The organism is Aureimonas flava, assembly GCF_003583935.1.
Lineage (GTDB): Bacteria > Pseudomonadota > Alphaproteobacteria > Rhizobiales > Rhizobiaceae > Aureimonas > Aureimonas flava.
The window spans coordinates 1-18,552 of sequence record NZ_QYRN01000012.1 but is presented as its reverse complement, the minus strand read 5'-3'; the positions used below and the strand labels follow the sequence as shown (position 1 = coordinate 18,552).

Here is an 18,552-nt window from a genome sequence, read left to right as displayed (position 1 = left end):
CGCAAGCCTCAGGCCGGACCGTCGATCCGGCTGGGAGCGATCGGGTCGGAGGCGGGGAAGGTGTCGTCCAGCGCCTCGTCCAGCTCCTCTTCGGGCGTCATCGGTCGCTCCTGGTTGCCCGGCGTTGGGCGGTCGTCGGCGATCGGCGGCGGAGAAGGGGGCGCGGAGCCGGAGCCGGAGCCGGGCGCTCCGGGCTGCGCTGCTTCGCCCGACGAGCCGTCGTCCGGCTGCACTAAGGCGTCCTCGCCGATCGGCTCGGGCAGGATGGGGTCGGGCGCGTTGCGCTCGGGGGTCTCGGGAAGGTTCGACATGGGGCCTCCGTTGGCGTGATGGATGGGGCGGGGCGAGCGCTCAGCCGGCACCGGCGTCGTCGCCCGTCTCGCCCGGCTCGGGCAGGCTGCCGGCGCCGGGCGTTGCATCGGGGTTGGTGAGCTCGGGCCTGGCATGCGGGCCGGCGGCGGGCGTGCGGTCCGCCTCGCTCGGCGTCTGGCGGGACGCAGCTTCCGGCTTGCCCTCGGATTCGCTCGCGACCTGGCGGTTCTCGCTCATGGATGCCTCCCTGCGCATGGTCCTCCCGGGAAGGACGCGGCGGGGCGGGTCGTGGTTCCCGGCGGGAGGCGGCCCGATCGCAGTGCGGCCCCACGTTCGCGCAAGCCCCGGCTGGAACGCTGCGCTTCCGGCATCCGCACGACACGCCGGGAGGAGGCCGTCCATGAGGTTACGTCCGAACGAGATCACCCCGGCCCAAGGCGACATGCTTCGCCGCCTCGACGACGGGCCGGCGCGCGACAGCGTGGGGCTCCACACCGGCGATCTCGCCACCGACGAGCTGCGCCGCTGCCTGGAGCTCCACGCGCTCGGCCTCGTGTCCGTGGCGCTCGGCTGGCGCGACACGTGCTGGTTCCGCCTCACGGCCGCCGGGCGCCGTCTGGGGCGTCAGCTTCCCGCCTGAGCCGCGCGCCAGTCCGCCGCCAGCGCCAGGAAGCGGGCGAGCAGCCGGTCGCCGTCCGGGGTCAGGACGGATTCGGGATGGAACTGGATGCCGAAGGTCGGGTCGCGGCGATGCCGCAGCGCCATGACCTCGCCGGCCGGAGAGCGTGCGTCCACCGCGAGATGGCGCGCCATCGCCGCGGTCTCGCGCACCACCAGCGAATGGTAGCGCCCGGCCGGAAGCGGGTCCGGCAGGCCGGCGAAGAGACCCGCGCCCCCGTGCGCGAGCGGCGAGGCCCGCCCGTGCATCGGCTCGCGCGCGCGCTCGACGCGGCCGCCGAACGCCGCCCCGATCACCTGGTGCCCGAGGCAGACGCCGAGGATCGGCACCTGCCCCGACAGCGCCGACACCGCCGCGAGGCAGACGCCGGCCTCGGCCGGGCCGCACGGGCCGGGCGACAGGACCAGCGCGGCGGGCGCCATCGCCGCGATGCCGGACAGGTCGATCCGGTCGCTGCGCACCACGGCGACCCGCCCGCCCAGCCGCTCGAGGTAGCGGGCGAGGTTGTGGGTGAAGCTGTCGTAGTTGTCGAGGACGAGGATCATGCGGCGGGGGGCTCGAAGGCGGCCAGGATCCGGGCGGCCTTGGTGCAGGTCTCCTCCCATTCCGCAGCGCCCTCCGACAGGATCGTGACGCCGCCGCCGGTGCCGAAGGACACGGCGTCTCCCGCAAATTCCAGGGTGCGGATGGCGATCGACAGGTCCGCCGCGCCGCAGAACGACAGTGCGGCGACCGAGCCGCAATAGAGGCCGCGCGGCGCCCCCTCGACGGCGGCCACGATGTCGGTGGCGCGGATCTTGGGCGCGCCGGTGATGGAGCCGCCGGGAAACGCGGCGGCGATCAGCGCGCCGACGCCCAGACCCGGCTTCAGGCGCCCGGTGACGGCGGAGACGAGGTGGTGGAGCCCGGCATAGGATTCCAGCGCGCAGAGCTCGGGCACCGCGACGGAATCGGTCTCGCACACCCGCGACAGGTCGTTGCGCAGGAGGTCCACGATCATCACGTTCTCGGCACGGTCCTTTTCGGACGCCAGGAGAGCGGCGGCGGCCGCGCGGTCGCCCGCCTCGTCCGGCGTGCGCCGGATCGTGCCCTTGATCGGGCGCGTCTCCACCCGCCGGCCGCGCAGGCGCAGGAACAGCTCCGGCGAGGCGGAGGCAAGCGTGCGGTGCGGCTCCTCCACGTAGGCGGCGAAGGGCGCGGGGTTCACCGCGCGCAGCCGTCCGTAGAGCGCGAACGGGTCGAAGCCCGGCGGCAGCGCGGCGCGCAGGCGGCGCGACAGGTTGGCCTGGTAGACCTCGCCGTCGAGGATCAGCGCCTTGACCCGGTCGACGTCCGCCGCATAGGCCGCGGCGTCGCGGCTGGAGATCCAGCGCGGCGCGGTCGCGGGACGCGGCGCCGGCGGGTCTGCGGGCCGGGCCAGCGCCGCCTCGAACGCGTCCAGCCGGCTTTGCGCGCGCGCGCGGCGGGCGGACGGGGATGCCGAGGCGTCGAGCCCCGGTCCGAACCCGGCCGACACGAGCCGGGCCGAGCCTTTCGCGTGGTCGAACAGGAGCGCGGTGTCGTAGAGGCCGAAGCCGAGAAGCGGGCGGTGGGGATCGAAGCCGGCCGGCGGCCGGAGCCGTTCCAGGAGATGGCCCGCCTCGAAGTCGATCGTGCCGAGAAGGCCCCCCGCGAAGGGCGGGTCGCGCTCGCCCGTCTCCACGCGGTGGCGCGCCAGGAGCGCGTCCAGCGCCTCGAAGGGCGGACCGTCCAGCGGGGCGCCCGCCAGCCGGGCGCCGCCGAGACCCGCCTCGAACCGGGCGAAGGGCGCGGCGGCCAGGATCGACCAGCGCCCGTTCGTCGGGTGCGGACGGGCCGAATCCAGCCAGGCGAGGCCACTTAGCGCGCGCAGGCGCGCCGCCGCCTCGGGCAGGGAGGGAACCTCGATCGGTCGATGCCACATGGGCACGCGCTTAGAGCATTTCCCGGCGGGGCGAAATCGCCTTCGCGCCGAGCGGGTCGGCGGGGTCGGCGGGTCAGCCGACGCCGGTCGGCCCGTCGAGGACGATGCGCACCCTCCGCGTCAGGTCCTGGCGCGAATAGGGCTTGTTGATGAGCTCGAACTCCGTGCCGCCCGCCTCCGAACGCTCCAGCGAGGCCTCGGCATAGCCGGTGGTGAGGAGAACGCGGATGCGGGGCTTCAGGCGTCGCGCCTCGCGCGCCAGCACCACGCCGTTCATGCCGCCCGGCATCACAAGGTCGGAGAACAGGAGATCGAAGGCCTCGCCCGCCCGCAGCCGCTCCAGGGCGGCCAGCGGGGCGGTCTCCACGGTGACCTTGTAGCCCTGCTCCTCCAGCATGTCGCGCGCCAGCTCGGCCACTTCCGCCCGGTCGTCCACCACCAGGATGCGCTCGTGCCCCGGGCGCTCCACGCTGCGCACGCGCTGGAGCGACTTCTGCTCCTCGCCGGTGGCGGCGGGGAACAGGAGCTCCACCGTGGTGCCTTCGTTCTCGCGCGACGAGATATGCACCGTGCCGCCCGACTGCTTGGCGAAGCCGTAGACCATGGACAGGCCGAGCCCGGTGCCCTTGCCCTCCTCCTTGGTGGTGAAGAACGGGTCGAGAACGCGCTGGAGCACCTCGCGCGGCATGCCCGACCCCGAGTCCTCGACGCAGACGCAGACGTAGGCGCCGGGCATCAGGCCGTCGTAATGGGGGGCGTCCTGCACGGAGATGGTCCGGTTGCGCGTGCGGATGCGCACCGTGCCGCCGGCGGCGGCGGACATGGCGTCGCGCGCGTTGATCAGGATGTTGAGAAGCGCGACCTCGGCCTGGGTCGGGTCGATGCGGCAGGTCACGAGGTCGGGGGCGAGGTCGGTCTCCACCGTGATCTGGTCGCCGAGCGTGCGCACGGCGATCTCGCTCATGCCGGCCACCAGGCCGTTGAGGTTGACGAGGCGGCCTTCCAGCCGCTGCTTGCGCGCGAAGGCCAGGAGCTGCTGGGTCAGCGTCACGGCGCGCGCGGAGGCGGAGCGCACGTTGTCCACCGCGCGCACGGCCCGTACGCGGTCGATCTCCGGCTTCTCGAGTTGGCTCGCGATCACCTCGACATATCCGGTGACGATCTGCAGGAGGTTGTTGAAGTCGTGGGCGATGCCGCCGGTGAGCTGACCGAGCGCCTCCATCTTCTGCGCCTGGCGCAGGCCCTCCTCGGCGTCGCGCCGTCGCGAGACGTCGAGCTGGGAGCCGAACAGGTAGACCAGTCGCCCGTCCGGGTCGTAGACCGGCGAGATGAAGAGGGCGTTCCAGAAGGTGGAGCCGTCCTTGCGGTAGTTCAGCACCTCGGTCGCGATCTCGCTGCGACTTTCGATCGCGGCGCGGACCTCGGCGATCGTTGCGCGATCGGTGTCCGGGCCCTGGAGAAAGCGGCAATTGTTGCCGACGATCTCCTCGCGCGAATAGCCCGTCATCTGGATGAAGGCGTTGTTGGCGAAGACGATGGGGTTGTCGGGCTGGTGGGGATCGGTCACCGTCATCGGCATCCGCGTCGTCTCGACGGCGGCGAAGAAGATGTCGTCATGGCTGTCCAGGCGCCCGGCGGCGCTGGACCTGACCGTCGGCCTCGGGCCGTCGAAGGGCGGGGGGCTGTCGAAGCGGTTGGTCATGAAGGCCTTGTGACTGCGGTGCGGGCGACGGGAAGCGCCCGCTCTGATAAAGGTTCCCGACGATGAAGGTTCGAGATGCGCGAACGGGAAGGGCGGCGATGACCGTTTCCGAGCACACCACGCCGGCGCAGGGCAAGGTCATGCTGGTCGAGGACGATCCGATGATCCGGGCCCTCACCGCCGAGTGGATCGAGGACGCCGGCTATGCCGTGTCGGAATTCTCCAATGGCGGCGAGGCCTTGCGCGCGCTGCGGGACGAGGGCGCCTGCCGCGTGGCGGTGCTCGACCTGTCGCTGCCCGACATGCGCGGCGACGATCTGGCGCAGGAGCTGCGCGCCCTCCAGCCCGGTCTCGCGCTTCTGTTCGCCACCGGAAACGGCGACGACCTGTCGCCTGCCACGCTCGGCACGCCGCGCACGGGCGTCCTGCGCAAGCCCTATTCGGCGCGCGACCTTGCCGAGGCCATCGAGAGCCTGACCGACTGACGCCCCTCCGGCGGGGCGTTCACTCCGCGATCAGGAACACGTGCAGCGTCGCCGGCCCGTGCACGCCGATCACGAGGCTGCCCTCGATGTCGGTGGTGCCGCTCGGGCCCGTCACGATCACGAGGTTGCGCGAGCGCGCGAGATCGGCGTCCGCCACGGCGTCCTCCAGATGGGCCACCACGTCGCGCGCGCGCAGCGCCACCATGTGGTGGAGCGGCAGGAAGGCGTCGAGGATCGCCATGCGGGGCCCCGAGCGCAGCACCAGGCTCGCGGTTTCGGCGACCCCCCGTTCGGCCACCGACAGGGAGGCGCGGTCGTCCACCTCGACGCCCGGTGCCAGGCCCGCGCCCGCCCAGTCCAGAACCTCGAGCTCGGGCAGGGGCTGGAGCTTCAGGGCCGGCGGGAGGGCGAGCGCGGCAAGGTGCCGCGCACAGGCGGCCGGCAGCTCGTTCCAGCCCGCGAGGCGCTCGCACGAGGCGCCGGGCGGCAGGCGCTTCACCGCCGCCTCGAACAGCGTCAGCGCGTCGCCCGCGGGCAGGCGCGGGCGCACCCGCTCCGGCTCGGCGAGGAGCGCGTCGGCCTCGGCTCGGACGTCGGCGGGGTCCTTCGCGCTCCCGAGGGCGCGGCCGATCGCGGCGAAGATCGCCTCGCGCGCGCTCATGTCCGCGCCTCGCGCGCCCGGCGCGCCGCCTCGGCCTGGAGGAAGGTCGGTCCGGGCGGGGGGGCGGGCATGTCGCGATGCAGGGTCCAGGCGCCGGCGAGACCGGGCAGCCGCGTGATCGCCCCGCGCCGGCCGCCGAGGAGCCGCAGGGCGCGGGCGGCGAGCCCCGTGCCGAGGCGGTAGAGCCTCGGCCGCGCGGCGACGAAGGCGAACAGCCGCAGCCCCGAGCGCATCGAGGTGGGCTCCAGACCCTCGCGCCAGCTCCGCTCCCGCCAGCCCCGGATCAGGGTGGGCAGCGGAATGTCCACCGGACAGACCTCGCGGCAGCGCCCGTTCAGCGTGCAGGCATGGGCGAGGTCGCGCGTCTTCTGCGTGAGCCCGTCGAACACGGGGGTGAGCACGGCGCCCATCGGGCCGGGATAGGTGCCGCCGTAGGCATGGCCGCCGATCTGGTTGAACACCGGGCAGTGGTTCATGCAGGCGCCGCAGCGGATGCAGCGCAGCATGTCGCGCAGCGACGCGTCGGCGAGCATGCGCGTGCGCCCGTTGTCGACCAGCACGATGTGCATCTCGTCGGGCCCGTCGAGGTCGCCGGGCCGCTTCGGGCCGGTGTGGAAGGTCGTGTACTGCGTCAAGGCCGCCCCGGTCGCCGAGCGCACCAGGAGGCGCAGCATCATCGCCGCGTGGCCCATGGTCGGCACCAGCTTCTCGATGCCCGCCGTCACGATGTGGACGCGCGGCGGCGTGGTGGTCATCTCCGCGTTGCCCTCGTTGGTCACGGTGCAGACCGAGCCGGTGTCGGCGACCAGGAAGTTGGCGCCCGAGATGCCGACCTCGGCCGCCATGAAGCGCCGGCGAAGGTGCCGCCGGGCGGACGCCGCCATGGCTTCGGGCGTCTCCTCGCGGTGCGGGTCGGCGTGGGCGTGCCTGAACAGCTCCGAGATCTGCTCGCGCGTCTTGTGCATGGCCGGCCAGATGATGTGGCTCGGCCGCTCGCCCGCGAGCTGGACGATGTGCTCGGCAAGGTCCGTCTCCACCCGCTCGATGCCGGCCTCCTCCAGCGCGTGCGGCAGGCCGATCTCCTCGCCCAGCATCGACTTGGAGCGCGTCGCGCTCCGCGCGCCCGCCCGCCGGCACAGGTCCACCACGATGCGGCAGGCCTCGTCCGCCGTGGCGGCGTAGTGGACCACCGCGCCGTTCGCCGTGGCGTTGCGCTCGAACTCGGCGAGATAGTGCCCGAGATGGGCGACCACGTGGTCCTTGATGGCGCGGCCCCGTTCGCGGGCGACCCCGAAGTCCGGCCATTGCCCCACGATCGCCGCGCGCTTGGTGCGCGCGGTGCCGGTGGTGCGGTCGATCGCGACCTTGAGCCATTCGTCGGCCAAGGCGTCCGCGGTGCGGGCGTTGAAGTCGGGCCCGGCGCCGCCGGCCTGGGGTCGGGCGAGGCTCATCGGCCGTCTCCCGTTTCGCCGCGCCCGATCGCCGGCGTGCCGAGGCGGCCCGTCAGCGCCTCGACGGTGTGGAACACGCGCACCCGCGAGCCGCGCCGCCCGAGGCGGCCGGCCATGTTCATCAGGCATCCGAGGTCGCCGCCGAGGAGGATGTCCGCGCCCGTGCCCTCCACGGCGCGCGCCTTCTCGTCCACCACCGCGTTGGAGATCGCCGGATACTTCACGCAGAACGTGCCGCCGAAGCCGCAGCAGACGTTGGCGTCGGGCAGCGGCACGAGGTCCAGCCCCTCCACGGCGCCGATCAGCCGGCGCGGCTGGTCGTGGATGCCGAGCTCGCGCAGGCCGGAGCAGGTGTCGTGGTAGGTCGCCGTGCCCGCATGGGGCGCCGGCGCGGGCCGGAAGCCGAGGACGTCGACCAGGAAGCCGGTGATCTCGAAGGCGCGGGCGGCCAGCCGCTCGGCGCGCGGGCCCCATTCGGGGTCGTCGGCGAAGGCTTCCGGGTAGGCGTGGCGGATCGTGCCGACGCAGGAGCCGGACGGCGCGACCACGTAGTCGAAGCCTTCCAGGACGCCGATCTGGTGGCGCGCCATGGCCCGCCCGTCCGCCTCGTCGCCCGAGTTGAAGGCCGGCTGGCCGCAGCAGGTCTGCGCGAGCGGCACCTCGACCCGGCAGCCGGCCGCCTCCAGAAGCTCGCGCGTCGCCTCGGCGACCGCCGGGCGCACGACGTTGACGAGGCAGGTGACGAACAGTGCGACGCGCGGCGGGACGCCGGAATGCGCCGGGAATGCCCCGGAGGCTGGTTGCTCGCTCATGTCCTCACCCGTTGCTTGGCCGCTCCCCGTTCGCTTGTGGCGGTCCCGGCCGCCGGGTGCAAGCCGTCATGGCCCCGCCCGCACCGTCCGGCAGCGTCACGAGAGTTTCGCTTGGCGATCCGGGAAAGCCGTGTTTAACTTTTCCTCACCAGCAACGGAGGCCCAAAAAATGTTCGTTGTTCGCATGGACTACGAGGACGTTCGCAAGTTCCAGGCCTTCCGCTCCGTGGTGGACGCACGGAGCCATGCGCGACGCTGCCGCGACCAGGACGATCTGGCGTCCGAGAGCGTGCGGATCTTCGACGTGCCCGATACGGTGGACGCGGAGATCGCGGTGATGGCGGTGCGCGACGGGCTCGGCATTCCCGTGGTGGACACGGAGGCCGACCCGGCGATGATCCTGGCCTCCATGGGGCTCGGCACCGGCCTGCGGATCTGACCGGGGCGCCCCGGCGCGCAGGGAACGGGAGCTGCGGCCGGTCCGTTGTTCCGGATATGCAACCGGACAGGAGCCGAGACCCATGGCAACCGATGCATTCCAGCAGGGCAAGCTGGCGTTCCAGAACAACGTGCCGAAGTCGGCCTGCGAGTATCCGGTCGGCTCGACGCTCCGCACCGAATGGATGGAAGGCTGGACGCAGGGCCTGAACGCCCGTCCCGCCGACCACGACCATGCCGGCGGACGCCACGAGGCCGAGACGCGGCACTGAGCCGGCGCCTCCCACCGACGTTCGAGGCCGACGGGCGGACCCGCCGGCCTCGGCGGCTCGGCAGGCCCGGCCGCACGCCGCGCCCTGGCCGAACCGGGCGCGCGCCATAGGTTTTCGTGGCAGGGATCGCGGCGCGGGGGCGCCTCGTCGGTCCGGAGCATGGGGGCCGTTCTGAATCCGTCGCATCGCAACGCCCGTCGCGCCGTGCACCTTGCCGCCGCCTCGGGTGCCGTGTTCGCGCTCGCCGCCTGCCGGGGGCCGCAGTCGACCTTCGATCCGGCGGGGACGGAGGCGGCGGAGGTGCTCCACCTGTTCTGGTGGATGCTGGGCGGGGCGGCGCTGATCTGGCTCTTCGTGATGGGCCTTTCGGTCTATGCCACCAAGGCGCATCCCAAGGCCCATAGCGAGCGCGCCGGAACGCGGCTGATCGTCTGGGGCGGCGTCGCCTTCCCGGTGGTGGTGCTCACCGGACTGCTCGCGTTCGGCCTCCAGATGATGCCGGGGTTCCGCGCGCCCGCCGACGGGCCGCGCATCGCCGTGTCGGCGGAGCGGTTCTGGTGGCGCGTCCACTACGACGCGCCCGACACGCCGGGCGTCGCCAAGGCCCTGTCGGGCGAGGGCGTGCCTTCGGCCAACGAGCTGTGGCTGCCGGTCGGCCGGCGGTCCGAGATCCTCCTCTCCAGCCCCGACGTGATCCATTCCTTCTGGGTGCCCAACATCGCGGGCAAGGTCGACGCGATCCCCGGCCGCGTCACGCGCCTCGTGCTGGAGCCGACGCGCACCGGCACGTTCCACGGCATCTGCGCCGAATTCTGCGGCGACGCCCACGCCCAGATGCGATTCGTGGTGCGGGTGGTGTCCGAGGCCGAGTTCGCCGCCCACGTCGCGGCCGAACGCGCGCCCGCCGCCGTGCTCGACCATCCCGGCCGCGCGGCCTTCGAGCGCAACGGCTGCGGCGCCTGCCACCAAGTGCGCGGCACGCCCTCCGACGGCCTCGTCGGGCCGGATCTCACCCACCTTGGCTCACGTGAAACATTGGGGGCCGGCATCCTTCCCGTCTCCGTCGACGCCATCCAGCGCTTCGTCGCGCTCACCGAACACGAGAAGCCGGGCGTCCAGATGCCATCCTTCGCCACCCTGCCGGAAGCCGAGACGCGCGCCATCGCCGAATGGCTGGGGGCGCTGCGATGAGCGCCGCCGCCGAGCTCGACGCCATGCGCCGTCCGGGCGATCCGGACCAGGAGGACGAGGCCGTCCGCCGGGGCCAGCAGGAGCGCCTGATCCGGGTGTGGGAGACGCCGCCCGGCTGGCGCTACTGGTCCGACGTCAACAACACCACGGTGGGCGTCTGGTACACGGTCACCTCCTTCGCCTTCATGCTGTTCGCGGGCGTGCTCGGCCTCATGATCCGCGTGCAGCTCGCGGTGCCGGAAAACGACTTCCTGTCGGCCACGATGTACAATCAGGTGTACACGCTGCACGGCACGGTGATGATGTTCCTGTTCGCCGTGCCGATCTTCGAGGCGGTGGCCGTGATCCTGCTGCCGCAGATGCTGGGCGCGCGCGACCTGCCGTTTCCGCGCCTGTCGGCCTTCGGCTACTGGTGCTTCCTGATCGGCGGCCTGTTCGTCTGCGGCTCGATCTTCTTCGGCCACGCGCCGAACTCCGGCTGGTTCATGTATCCCCCGCTCACCACTCAGGCGCGCTTCACGCCGGGCTACGGGGCGGACATCTGGCTGCTCGGCCTGTCCTTCATCGAGGTCGCCTCGATCGCGGCCGCGGTCGAGCTGATCGTCGGCGCCCTGAAGTGCCGCCCGCCCGGCATGCGCCTCAACCTGATGCCGCTCTACGCCTGGTACGTGCTGGTGGTCGCGGCGATGATCCTGTTCGCCTTTCCGCCGCTGATCGCCGGCGACATCCTGTTCGAGATGGAACGCCTGTTCGACTGGCCCTTCTTCGACCCGACGCGCGGCGGCGACCCGATGCTCTGGCAGCACCTGTTCTGGATCTTCGGCCACCCGGAGGTCTACATCGTCTTCCTGCCGGCGATCGCGCTGCTGGCGATGATCATCCCGACCTTCGCGCGCCGTCCGCTGCTCGGCTATTCGTGGATCGTGCTGGCGGCCGTGGGCACCGGCTTCCTGAGCTTCGGGCTGTGGGTCCACCACATGTTCACCACGGGCCTGCCGGCGATCTCGCTGGGCTTCTTCTCGGCGGCGTCGGAAGCCGTCGCGATCCCGACCGGCGTCCAGATCTTCGTGTTCCTCGCCACCTGCCTCGTCGGCAACGTCGTCTATTCCGTGCCCATGCTCTTCGTCTCGGGCGCGCTCGGCATCTTCGTGCTCGGCGGGCTCACCGGCGTCATGGTGGCGCTCGCGCCCTTCGACTGGCAGGTCCACGACACCTATTTCGTGGTGGCGCACCTGCACTACGTGATCCTCGGCGGCGTGCTGTTCCCGATCGTCGCGGGCATCTACTACTACTGGCCGATCGTCTCCTCCCGGAAGCTCCACGACAGGGCGGGCAAGGTGGCGTTCTGGCTGATGTTCGTCGGCTTCAACGTCGCCTTCTTCCCCATGCACTACGCCGGCATGATCGGCATGCCGCGCCGGGTCTACACCTATCCCGCACAGCTCGGCCTCGAGATCCCCAACCTCATATCCACCGTGGGCGCCTTCGTGTTCGCCGCCGGCTTCCTGGTCGTGGTGGCCGACATGCTGCGGCCCCGCAAGGACCCCTATGCCGACCGCAACCCCTGGAACGCCGGCACGCTCGAGTGGTCGGGCGAGATCCCGGACCAGTCCTGGGGCGTGCGCTCGGTGCCGATCGTCCGGTCGCGCTACCCGATCTGGGACCAGCCGGGCTTCGTGGAGGACATGGACCGGGGCCGCTTCTACCTGCCGGACGCCGAGGAGGGGAAGCGCGAGACGCTGGTCACCACCGTGCTCGACGCCGAGCCGGTGCAGTGCCTGCGCGTGCCCGGCCCCTCCTTCGTGCCGATGGCGGCCGCCGTCTTCCTGGGCGCCTGCTTCATCGCCGCGACGTTCCACTACTGGACGCTGACGATCGGCGCGCTGGTGGTCGCGATCGCCGTGATCCTGTTCTGGCTCTGGCGGGCCACCGCCGTGATCCCGGAGAAGGAGACGAAGTATGTCGGCCTCGGCCTCGACCTGCCGCTCTACGTCTCCGGCCCGCATTCGGTATCCTGGTGGGCGATGTTCATCACCATGCTGGGCGACGCCACGGCCTTCCTGTCGCTGTGCTTCGGCTACTACTTCTTCTTCACCGTCCATGCCGACTTTCCGCCGGCCGGAACGCAGGGGCCGGGCCTCCTGTGGCCGAGCGCGGCGCTGGCCCTGTTCGCGCTGGCCTGGGGGGCCTGCCTCCTGGCGCACCGGGTGCTGCGCGGCGGGGGCGTCGCCGCGGCGCGCGCGCTTCTGGCGCTGTGCGTCCTCGCCTCGCTCGGCGCCGGCGCTGCGCTCCTCTGGGGGCCGCACGCGACGGGTCTCCAGCCGACCGCGCACGTCTATCCGGCCACCGTCTGGATCCTCGCCATCTGGACCGCGATCCACGCCTTCGTGGGCACGCTGATGGCCGGCTACTGCCTCGCCCGCTCGCTGGCCGGCCACCTGACGCCGCGCCACGACATCGACCTCGCCAACGTGGTGCTCTACTGGCACTTCGCCGCCGCGACCGGCCTGGTGACGGTGGCGACGATCGCCTATTTCCCGCTCGTCGCAGGAGGGGCGTGATGTTCGGACTGCGCCGGGGAACGCGCGACTCCCTCCTCACCATGATCGCGACGCCCACCGTCTGGGCGCTGCATTTCCTGTTCTGCTACGTGGCGGCGGCCGTCGCCTGCGCGCCCAACGCCGACGTCTTCCGCCCGATCGGGGGCGTGCGCGCGGCGATCGCGGTGGCCACATGCGCCGGCCTCGCCTTCTGCTGGTTTGCCGGCTTCCGCGCATGGCGCGAATGGCGCGAGGCGGACGGCAGCCCGCCGCACGACAAGCCCACCGAGGAGGACCGGGAGCGGCAGATGGAGCTCGCCTCGGCGCTCCTGTCCGGCCTCTCTTTCCTGGCCGTCGTCTTCACCGCGCTGCCGGCGCTTCTCGTGGTGGACTGCCGGTGAGGGCCGCCCTGCACCGCCACGGCCCGCTGGCCGCCGGCCTCGCGCTCCTCGTCGGGCTCTGGGCGGGGCCGCTCGTGGGGCGCGCCGAAACCTCCTTCGCCGCGCACATGGTCCTCCACATGGGGCTGGTGGCGGTGGCCGCGCCCGCGCTCGCCTTCGGTCTGGCGCGCTCGGTGCCGGCGGTCGGGCGGCGCGTCTCGGCGCGCTTCGCCATCCTGGCGGCGCTGACCGAGTTCGCGCTGGTCTGGTCCTGGCACGCCCCCGCGCTGCACGACGCCGCCCGGCGCGAGACCGCGGTGCTGATCCTGGAGCAGGGGTCGTTCCTGCTGGCCGGCCTCCTGGTCTGGACGGCCGCCTTCGGCACGGCGGAGGGAGCGCGGGGCGCGCGGGCCGCGGGCGTCGGCGCGCTGCTGATGACCTCCATGCACATGACGCTCCTGGGCGCGCTTCTCCTGTTCGCGCCGCGCCCGCTCTACCGCTGCGGCGACCTGTGCTCGCCCCTGGCGACGCTGACGCCGCTCGAGGACCAGCAGCTCGGCGGCGTCCTGATGCTCCTGGTCGGCGGCGCGGCCTATCTGACCGGCGGGCTCGCGCTCCTCGCCGGGATCCTCGACCCCAAGCGGGAAGGCGCCGCCCCGGCATGACGTGGACATTCACGATCCGCCCCTGGCATCTCCTCGCCGCGCCCGCGGCGGCCCTCGGGGCCGCGCTCCTGGTGGGCGGCTCGGGCCTCGTCTCGGTGGCCGCCAACACCGGCCATTTCGCGCCGGTCGAATGGTTCCTCCACTGGACGCTCCGGCGCGCCGTCGCCACCCAGTCGCTGCCGATCTCCCGGCCCGCGGACGTGTCGCTGGAGGATCCGCTGCTCCTGCAGCGCGCGGCGGGCCACTTCGCCAGCGGCTGCGCGCCCTGCCACGGCGCGCCGGGCGAACGCCAGACGCCGGTCGCCCGCGCCATGATGCCGCCCGTGCCGCGTCTGGAGGGCCAGGTCGGCGAATGGCGCGACCGCGAGCTGTTCTGGATCGGACGCCATGGGATCAAGTATTCCGGCATGCCGTCCTGGACCACGCAGGACCGGCCGGACGAGATCTGGGCGCTGGTCGCCTTCCTGCGCGCGCTGCCGGCGATGACGCCCGAGCGCTACCGCGAACTCGCCTACGGGGAGCCGGCGTCCGAGCCTGGACGGCCCGGCCTTCCGGCGCTGGGCGAGGCGCGCGACACGGCGCTCGCCGACTGCGCGCGCTGCCACGGCGCGGACGGACGGGGCGTCGGCGCGCCCGGCAGCTTCCCGCCGATCGGCGGCCAGCCGGCCGAATACCTCCTGCGCACGCTCCAAGCCTTCGCGTCGGGCGAGCGGCAGAGCGGCATCATGACCCCGGCCGCCGGCGCGCTGGACGAGGCGACGCTGCGCCGCCTCGCCGACCACTACGCCGCCCAGCCACCCGCCGCCGCCCCCGCCGGGCCGCTCGGGCCTCCGGCGGGCGTCGCGGTGGGCTACGAGGGCGGGGTGCGCCTGCCGCGCGGCAGCCTCCGGCCGGACGCGCCCGCCGCCGAGCCCGCCCCCGCCGGGCCGGCGGCGGCGGTGGACCCGGCCGCAGCCCACGGCGCCCCGGTCTCCACCGCGGGTCTCCTGGAACTCGGGCGCCGCATCGCCGAGGAGGGCCTGCCGTCGCGAAAGCTCGCCGCCTGCCAGACCTGTCACGGGTCGGACGGCGCGGCGCGCAACCCGCTCTACCCGCGCCTCGACGGCCTGCCCGAATGGTACGTCGCGACCCATCTCCAGATGTGGCGGGACCGCAACCGGGGCGGCACGCCGCTCGCCCATGTCATGGAAACGATCGCGATCAACCTCACGCAGGAGCAGATCGACGCGCTGGCGCTCTGGTATTCGCGGCGTGGCGGCTGACAAGGCGCTTTCGGGCGCGCCGAACATCCGGCATGAAAGGGGAGCCGAGCGATTCGAGAAGGACGCGCCGTTCCGATGAACCATGCCGCGACGGGCGATCGCGCCGGGGGCCGTGCCACGTGAGCGCACCCCTCTTCCTCGGCCTCGACGCCGGCGGCACCGCCTGCCGCGCACGCCTGGTGGACGCCTCGGGCCTCGTGTTCGGCGAAGGCCATGCCGGGCCGGGCCAGGCGCGCCTCGGCGTGGAGGCGAGCTTCGACGCCATGCTCACCGCCGCCCGCGAGGCCTGGCGCGCGGCCGGGCTCGGCCCGTTCGACTTTGCGCGGCTGCGGGTCGGGGCCGGCGTCGCCGGTATCGAGCGGGTCGGCGTCGCCGGTCTCTTCGCCGCTCGGCCGCACCCGTTCGCCAGCCTCGCGCTCGCGGGCGACGGGGCGATCGCGTGCCTCGGTGCCCATGGCGGCGAGGATGGCGGCATCGTGGTGGCGGGCACCGGCTCCATCGCCTTCGGCCTCCTGGACGGACGGCCGCTTCGCTTCGGCGGCTACGGCTTTCCGGGCTCCGACGAGGGCTCGGGCGCGCGGATCGGGCTGGCGGCGGTGGAGGCGGCCTTTCGCGGCGCCGACGCTCGCCTGTCGGGCTCGACCCTCGCCGACGCGGTGCTGGAGCGCGTCGGCGGCGAGGCGACGCGGCTCACCGCCTGGTGCGACGCCGCCTCGGCCACCGACTACGCCACGCTCGCGCCGCTCGTGGTGGAGGCGGCGCGGGGCGGCGACCGGACGGCGGAGGCGATCCTTCGCACCGGCGCGCAGGCCATCGGCGACCTCGTCGACACGCTGCGCGATGCCGGCTGCGAGCGCGTCGCCCTGGCTGGCGGACTCGCCGGTCCGCTGACGCCCTTCCTGCCGGAGGGCCTCGCCGAGACGCTGGACGAGCCGCTCGGCGATCCCCTGGACGGCGCGCTGATCCTGGCCGGGCTCGCGCCCGTCGGCGCGGCGCCGGGCTGATCGGAGGCTGGCGCGATCCGTCCCCGCTCCTATAGTCAGGGGCGATCCGAATCGTCAGCATCACGAAGGACCTCGACCCATGAAGTCACGCGCCGCCGTCGCCTGGGAAGCGGGCAAGCCGCTCACGATCGAGACCGTGGACATCCGGGGGCCGCAGGCCGGCGAGGTGCTGGTCGAGGTCATGGCGACCGGCGTCTGCCACACCGACGCCTACACGCTGTCGGGCCTCGATTCGGAGGGCAAGTTCCCGGCGATCCTCGGCCACGAGGGCGCCGGCATCGTGCGCGAGGTCGGGGCCGGCGTCACCTCGGTGAAGCCCGGCGACCACGTGATCCCGCTCTACACGCCCGAATGCCGCAACTGTAAGAGCTGCCTGTCGCAGCGCACGAACCTGTGCACCGCGATCCGCGCGACGCAGGGGCAGGGCGTGATGCCCGACGGCTCCTCGCGCTTCCGCTGCGACGAGACCACCGTGTTCCACTACATGGGCTGCTCGACCTTCTCGAACTTCACCGTGCTGCCCGAGATCGCGCTCGCCAAGGTGCGCGAGGACGCCCCCTTCGACAAGATCTGCTACATTGGCTGCGGCGTCACCACGGGCATCGGCGCCGTCATCTACACGGCCAAGGTCTGGCCGGGCGCCAACGTCGTGGTGTTCGGCCTGGGGGGCATCGGCCTCAACGTCATCCAGGGCGCGCGCATGGTCGGCGCCGACCGCATCATCGGTGTCGACCTCAATCCGGCCAAGGTCGAGATGGCCCGCAAGTTCGGCATGACCGACTTCGTCAATCCCAAGGAGGTCGGCAACGACAAGGTCGTGCAGGCGATCCAGGACCTCACCGGGGGCGGGGCCGACTTCTCGTTCGACGCCACCGGCAACACCGACGTGATGCGCCAGGCGCTGGAATGCTGCCATCGCGGCTGGGGCGAATCGATCGTGATCGGCGTGGCGGAAGCGGGCCGGGAGATCGCGACCCGGCCGTTCCAGCTCGTCACCGGCCGCGTCTGGCGGGGCACCGCCTTCGGCGGCGCGCGCGGCCGGACCGACGTGCCGAAGATCGTCGACTGGTACATGGACGGCAAGATCAACATCGACGACCTCATCACCCACACGATGCCGCTCGACGAGATCAACACCGCCTTCGACCTGATGCACGAGGGCAAGTCCATCCGGTCCGTCGTCGTCTACTGAGGGTGACGGCGTTCCGCTGGCGCTGGGCCGCGCTGCATGAGATGTCGGGGCCGGAGGTCCACGACCTCCTGAAGCTCCGGCAGGACGTGTTCGTGGTGGAGCAGTCCTGCGCCTTCGAGGAGATCGACGGCCGCGACGGCGAGGCGCTGCACCTTCGCGCGCTCGCCGAGGGCCGCCTGGCCGGCACGCTGCGCGTCTTCGCGCCGACCGAGGACCGGGGCGCGCGCATCGGCCGGATCGCCACCGCCGCCGCCTTCCGGGGCGGCGGGCTCGGCCACGCCCTGATGGCGGAGGCGTTGCGGCTCTGCGCGGCGCGCTGGCCGGCGGCCGCGATCGACCTGTCGGCGCAGGCCCATCTGGAAACCTTCTACGCCGGTCATGGGTTCGTCACGATATCGGGTGCCTATCTGGAAGACGGCATCCCCCATCTCGACATGCGCCGCGCGCCGGCGAACTGAGCCAAACCGGAAAGGACCGCCCATGCCCCTCGACGTGATCTCGGAAGCGAAGGCCCATGGCGGCACGCAAGGAGTGTATCGCCACCAGTCGCGCACCACGGACACGCCGATGACCTTCGCCGTCTTCGCCCCGCCGCAGGCGGCGGAGGGTAGGGTGCCGGTGCTCTGGTACCTGTCGGGGCTGACCTGCACCCACCAGAACGCCGTGGACAAGGGCGAATTCCGCAGAGCCGCCGCCGAGCACGGCATCATGGTCGTGGTGCCCGACACGAGCCCGCGGGGCGAGGGCGTGCCGGACGAGGCGGACAACTGGCAGCTCGGCTCGGGCGCCGGCTTCTATCTCGACGCCACCGAACGCCCCTATGCCGCGAACTACCGCATGTATTCCTACGTCACGGACGAGCTGCCGGGCTATCTCGCGACGCATTTTCCGGCCGACATGCGCCGGCAGGGCATCTTCGGCCACTCCATGGGCGGGCACGGCGCGCTGGTCGCCGCGTTGCGCAACCCCGGCACCTATCGCAGCGCCTCGGCCTTCGCGCCCATCGTCCAGCCGTCGACGGCCGGCTGGTCGCGCCCGGCCTTCGAGGCCTATCTCGGCCGCGACCGGGGGGCCTGGCGCGCCTACGACGCGACGCTGCTGATCGAGGACGGGCACCGCTTCCCCGAGTTCCTGGTCGACCAGGGCACCGCCGATTCGTTCCTGGACGAGGGCTTGCGCCCGCAACTCCTGCGGGAGGCATGCGACAAGGCGGGCATCCCCCTGGTCCTCAACATGCGCGAGGGCTACGACCACTCCTACGCCTTCATCTCGACCTTCATGGACGATCACCTCGCCTGGCACGCCGAGCGGCTCCTGCGCTGAGAGGGGGCGGGCGTCCCACGGTTTCGATGGAACGCCCGGACGCCATCCGGTAAACCCTGTGTCCGAAGCGACCGGCGGAGGACGAATCGGATGGGCGGCGAAAAGGCGGATCTCGGCGTACTGGGCATGGGGACGATGGGAGCGAGCCTTGCGCTGAACTTTGCCGACAACGGCGGTTTCACGGTGGCTCTGGGTAACCGGACGGTGGAGAAGGCGTACGGGGTCCGCGAGGAGAACCCGG

At 72.6% G+C, this 18,552-nt stretch carries 22 protein-coding genes; 14 read left to right on the top strand and 8 right to left on the bottom strand.

The genetic code is table 11. From position 1 onward, the window contains the following. Nucleotides 1-8 precede the first annotated feature (8 nt). Both D3218_RS17865 and D3218_RS17860 read right to left on the bottom strand, forming a co-directional pair. Nucleotides 9-311 carry a hypothetical protein gene (locus tag D3218_RS17865; protein ID WP_119541443.1) on the bottom strand — a complete coding sequence of 101 codons (303 nt, stop codon included), beginning with the start codon at nucleotides 309-311 and terminating at the stop codon, nucleotides 9-11. 40 nt (nucleotides 312-351) lie between these two features. Continuing rightward, nucleotides 352-549 (bottom strand): hypothetical protein, encoded by a 198-nt coding sequence (locus D3218_RS17860; protein WP_119541442.1) that lies wholly within the window; start codon nucleotides 547-549, stop codon nucleotides 352-354. A 163-nt stretch (nucleotides 550-712) separates the two neighbouring features. Between D3218_RS17860 and D3218_RS17855 the strand changes: the two genes are divergently transcribed. Further along, nucleotides 713-952 carry a hypothetical protein gene (locus D3218_RS17855; RefSeq protein WP_136625135.1) on the top strand — a complete coding sequence of 80 codons (240 nt, stop codon included), beginning with the start codon at nucleotides 713-715 and terminating at the stop codon, nucleotides 950-952. Here the strand turns inward: D3218_RS17855 and D3218_RS17850 are convergent. The 3 genes from D3218_RS17850 to D3218_RS17840 form a co-directional block, all read right to left on the bottom strand. Further along, nucleotides 937-1,536 (bottom strand): anthranilate synthase component II, encoded by a 600-nt coding sequence (locus D3218_RS17850; RefSeq protein WP_119541440.1) that lies wholly within the window; start codon nucleotides 1,534-1,536, stop codon nucleotides 937-939. The two genes, D3218_RS17855 and D3218_RS17850, sit on opposite strands and share 16 nt — an antisense overlap. Beyond that, nucleotides 1,533-2,933 carry an anthranilate synthase component I family protein gene (locus tag D3218_RS17845; RefSeq protein WP_119541439.1) on the bottom strand — a complete coding sequence of 467 codons (1,401 nt, stop codon included), beginning with the start codon at nucleotides 2,931-2,933 and terminating at the stop codon, nucleotides 1,533-1,535. Before D3218_RS17845 ends, D3218_RS17850 begins: the two co-directional genes overlap by 4 nt. Nucleotides 2,934-3,006: 73 nt before the next feature. Continuing rightward, entirely contained in the window at nucleotides 3,007-4,635 is a 1,629-nt protein-coding gene (locus D3218_RS17840; RefSeq protein ID WP_119541438.1) for a histidine kinase famiy protein, read from the bottom strand. A 98-nt stretch (nucleotides 4,636-4,733) separates the two neighbouring features. On the opposite strand from D3218_RS17840, the gene D3218_RS17835 reads away from it, so the two are divergent. Next, nucleotides 4,734-5,120 carry a response regulator gene (locus D3218_RS17835; RefSeq protein ID WP_168990590.1) on the top strand — a complete coding sequence of 129 codons (387 nt, stop codon included), beginning with the start codon at nucleotides 4,734-4,736 and terminating at the stop codon, nucleotides 5,118-5,120. Between the two features lie 19 nt (nucleotides 5,121-5,139). Here D3218_RS17835 and D3218_RS17830 read toward each other — a convergent pair whose 3' ends face one another. The 3 genes from D3218_RS17830 to D3218_RS17820 are packed head-to-tail and all read right to left on the bottom strand — an operon-like array spanning nucleotide 5,140 to nucleotide 8,044. Then, a complete protein-coding gene (locus D3218_RS17830) occupies nucleotides 5,140-5,781 on the bottom strand; it encodes a LutC/YkgG family protein (RefSeq protein WP_119541436.1) in 642 nt (213 codons plus the stop codon). Continuing rightward, a complete protein-coding gene (locus D3218_RS17825; RefSeq protein WP_119541435.1) occupies nucleotides 5,778-7,232 on the bottom strand; it encodes a LutB/LldF family L-lactate oxidation iron-sulfur protein in 1,455 nt (484 codons plus the stop codon). The genes D3218_RS17830 and D3218_RS17825 overlap by 4 nt, the downstream gene beginning before the upstream one ends. After that, entirely contained in the window at nucleotides 7,229-8,044 is an 816-nt protein-coding gene (locus tag D3218_RS17820; protein ID WP_119541434.1) for a (Fe-S)-binding protein, read from the bottom strand. The genes D3218_RS17825 and D3218_RS17820 overlap by 4 nt, the downstream gene beginning before the upstream one ends. Before the next feature lie 169 nt (nucleotides 8,045-8,213). On the opposite strand from D3218_RS17820, the gene D3218_RS17815 reads away from it, so the two are divergent. The 12 genes from D3218_RS17815 to D3218_RS17760 all read left to right on the top strand — a co-directional run. Continuing rightward, a complete protein-coding gene (locus D3218_RS17815) occupies nucleotides 8,214-8,483 on the top strand; it encodes a hypothetical protein (RefSeq protein ID WP_119541433.1) in 270 nt (89 codons plus the stop codon). A gap of 82 nt (nucleotides 8,484-8,565) precedes the next feature. Next, nucleotides 8,566-8,754: a ribosome modulation factor gene (locus D3218_RS17810; protein ID WP_119541432.1), complete on the top strand. Its 189-nt coding sequence runs from the start codon at nucleotides 8,566-8,568 to the stop codon at nucleotides 8,752-8,754. Nucleotides 8,755-8,913: 159 nt separating this feature from the next. After that, a complete protein-coding gene (locus tag D3218_RS17805) occupies nucleotides 8,914-9,945 on the top strand; it encodes a cytochrome c oxidase subunit II (RefSeq protein ID WP_119541431.1) in 1,032 nt (343 codons plus the stop codon). 23 nt (nucleotides 9,946-9,968) lie between these two features. Next, on the top strand, nucleotides 9,969-12,506 hold the full coding sequence (gene ctaD / locus D3218_RS17800) for a cytochrome c oxidase subunit I (protein ID WP_245415107.1): 2,538 nt from the start codon (nucleotides 9,969-9,971) through the stop codon (nucleotides 12,504-12,506). Next, nucleotides 12,506-12,886 (top strand): hypothetical protein, encoded by a 381-nt coding sequence (locus D3218_RS20185; RefSeq protein ID WP_119541429.1) that lies wholly within the window; start codon nucleotides 12,506-12,508, stop codon nucleotides 12,884-12,886. Before ctaD ends, D3218_RS20185 begins: the two co-directional genes overlap by 1 nt. Next, the gene (locus D3218_RS17790) at nucleotides 12,883-13,530 is read left to right on the top strand and encodes a cytochrome c oxidase assembly protein (RefSeq protein WP_119541428.1); all 648 of its coding nucleotides are present in this window, start codon (nucleotides 12,883-12,885) and stop codon (nucleotides 13,528-13,530) included. The genes D3218_RS20185 and D3218_RS17790 overlap by 4 nt, the downstream gene beginning before the upstream one ends. Next, on the top strand, nucleotides 13,527-14,792 hold the full coding sequence (locus tag D3218_RS17785) for a c-type cytochrome (RefSeq protein ID WP_119541427.1): 1,266 nt from the start codon (nucleotides 13,527-13,529) through the stop codon (nucleotides 14,790-14,792). The genes D3218_RS17790 and D3218_RS17785 overlap by 4 nt, the downstream gene beginning before the upstream one ends. Nucleotides 14,793-14,911: 119 nt before the next feature. Further along, a complete protein-coding gene (locus D3218_RS17780) occupies nucleotides 14,912-15,796 on the top strand; it encodes a glucosamine kinase nucleotide-binding domain-containing protein (RefSeq protein ID WP_168990589.1) in 885 nt (294 codons plus the stop codon). Between the two features lie 79 nt (nucleotides 15,797-15,875). Further along, nucleotides 15,876-16,988: an S-(hydroxymethyl)glutathione dehydrogenase/class III alcohol dehydrogenase gene (locus tag D3218_RS17775; RefSeq protein ID WP_119541425.1), complete on the top strand. Its 1,113-nt coding sequence runs from the start codon at nucleotides 15,876-15,878 to the stop codon at nucleotides 16,986-16,988. 2 nt (nucleotides 16,989-16,990) lie between these two features. Beyond that, a complete protein-coding gene (locus tag D3218_RS17770) occupies nucleotides 16,991-17,446 on the top strand; it encodes a GNAT family N-acetyltransferase (protein ID WP_245415104.1) in 456 nt (151 codons plus the stop codon). A 22-nt stretch (nucleotides 17,447-17,468) separates the two neighbouring features. Next, the gene (gene fghA / locus D3218_RS17765) at nucleotides 17,469-18,311 is read left to right on the top strand and encodes an S-formylglutathione hydrolase (protein WP_119541424.1); all 843 of its coding nucleotides are present in this window, start codon (nucleotides 17,469-17,471) and stop codon (nucleotides 18,309-18,311) included. A 90-nt stretch (nucleotides 18,312-18,401) separates the two neighbouring features. Further along, a partial coding sequence (locus tag D3218_RS17760; RefSeq protein ID WP_280959981.1) for an NAD(P)-binding domain-containing protein occupies nucleotides 18,402-18,552 on the top strand: 151 nt, incomplete at its 3' end.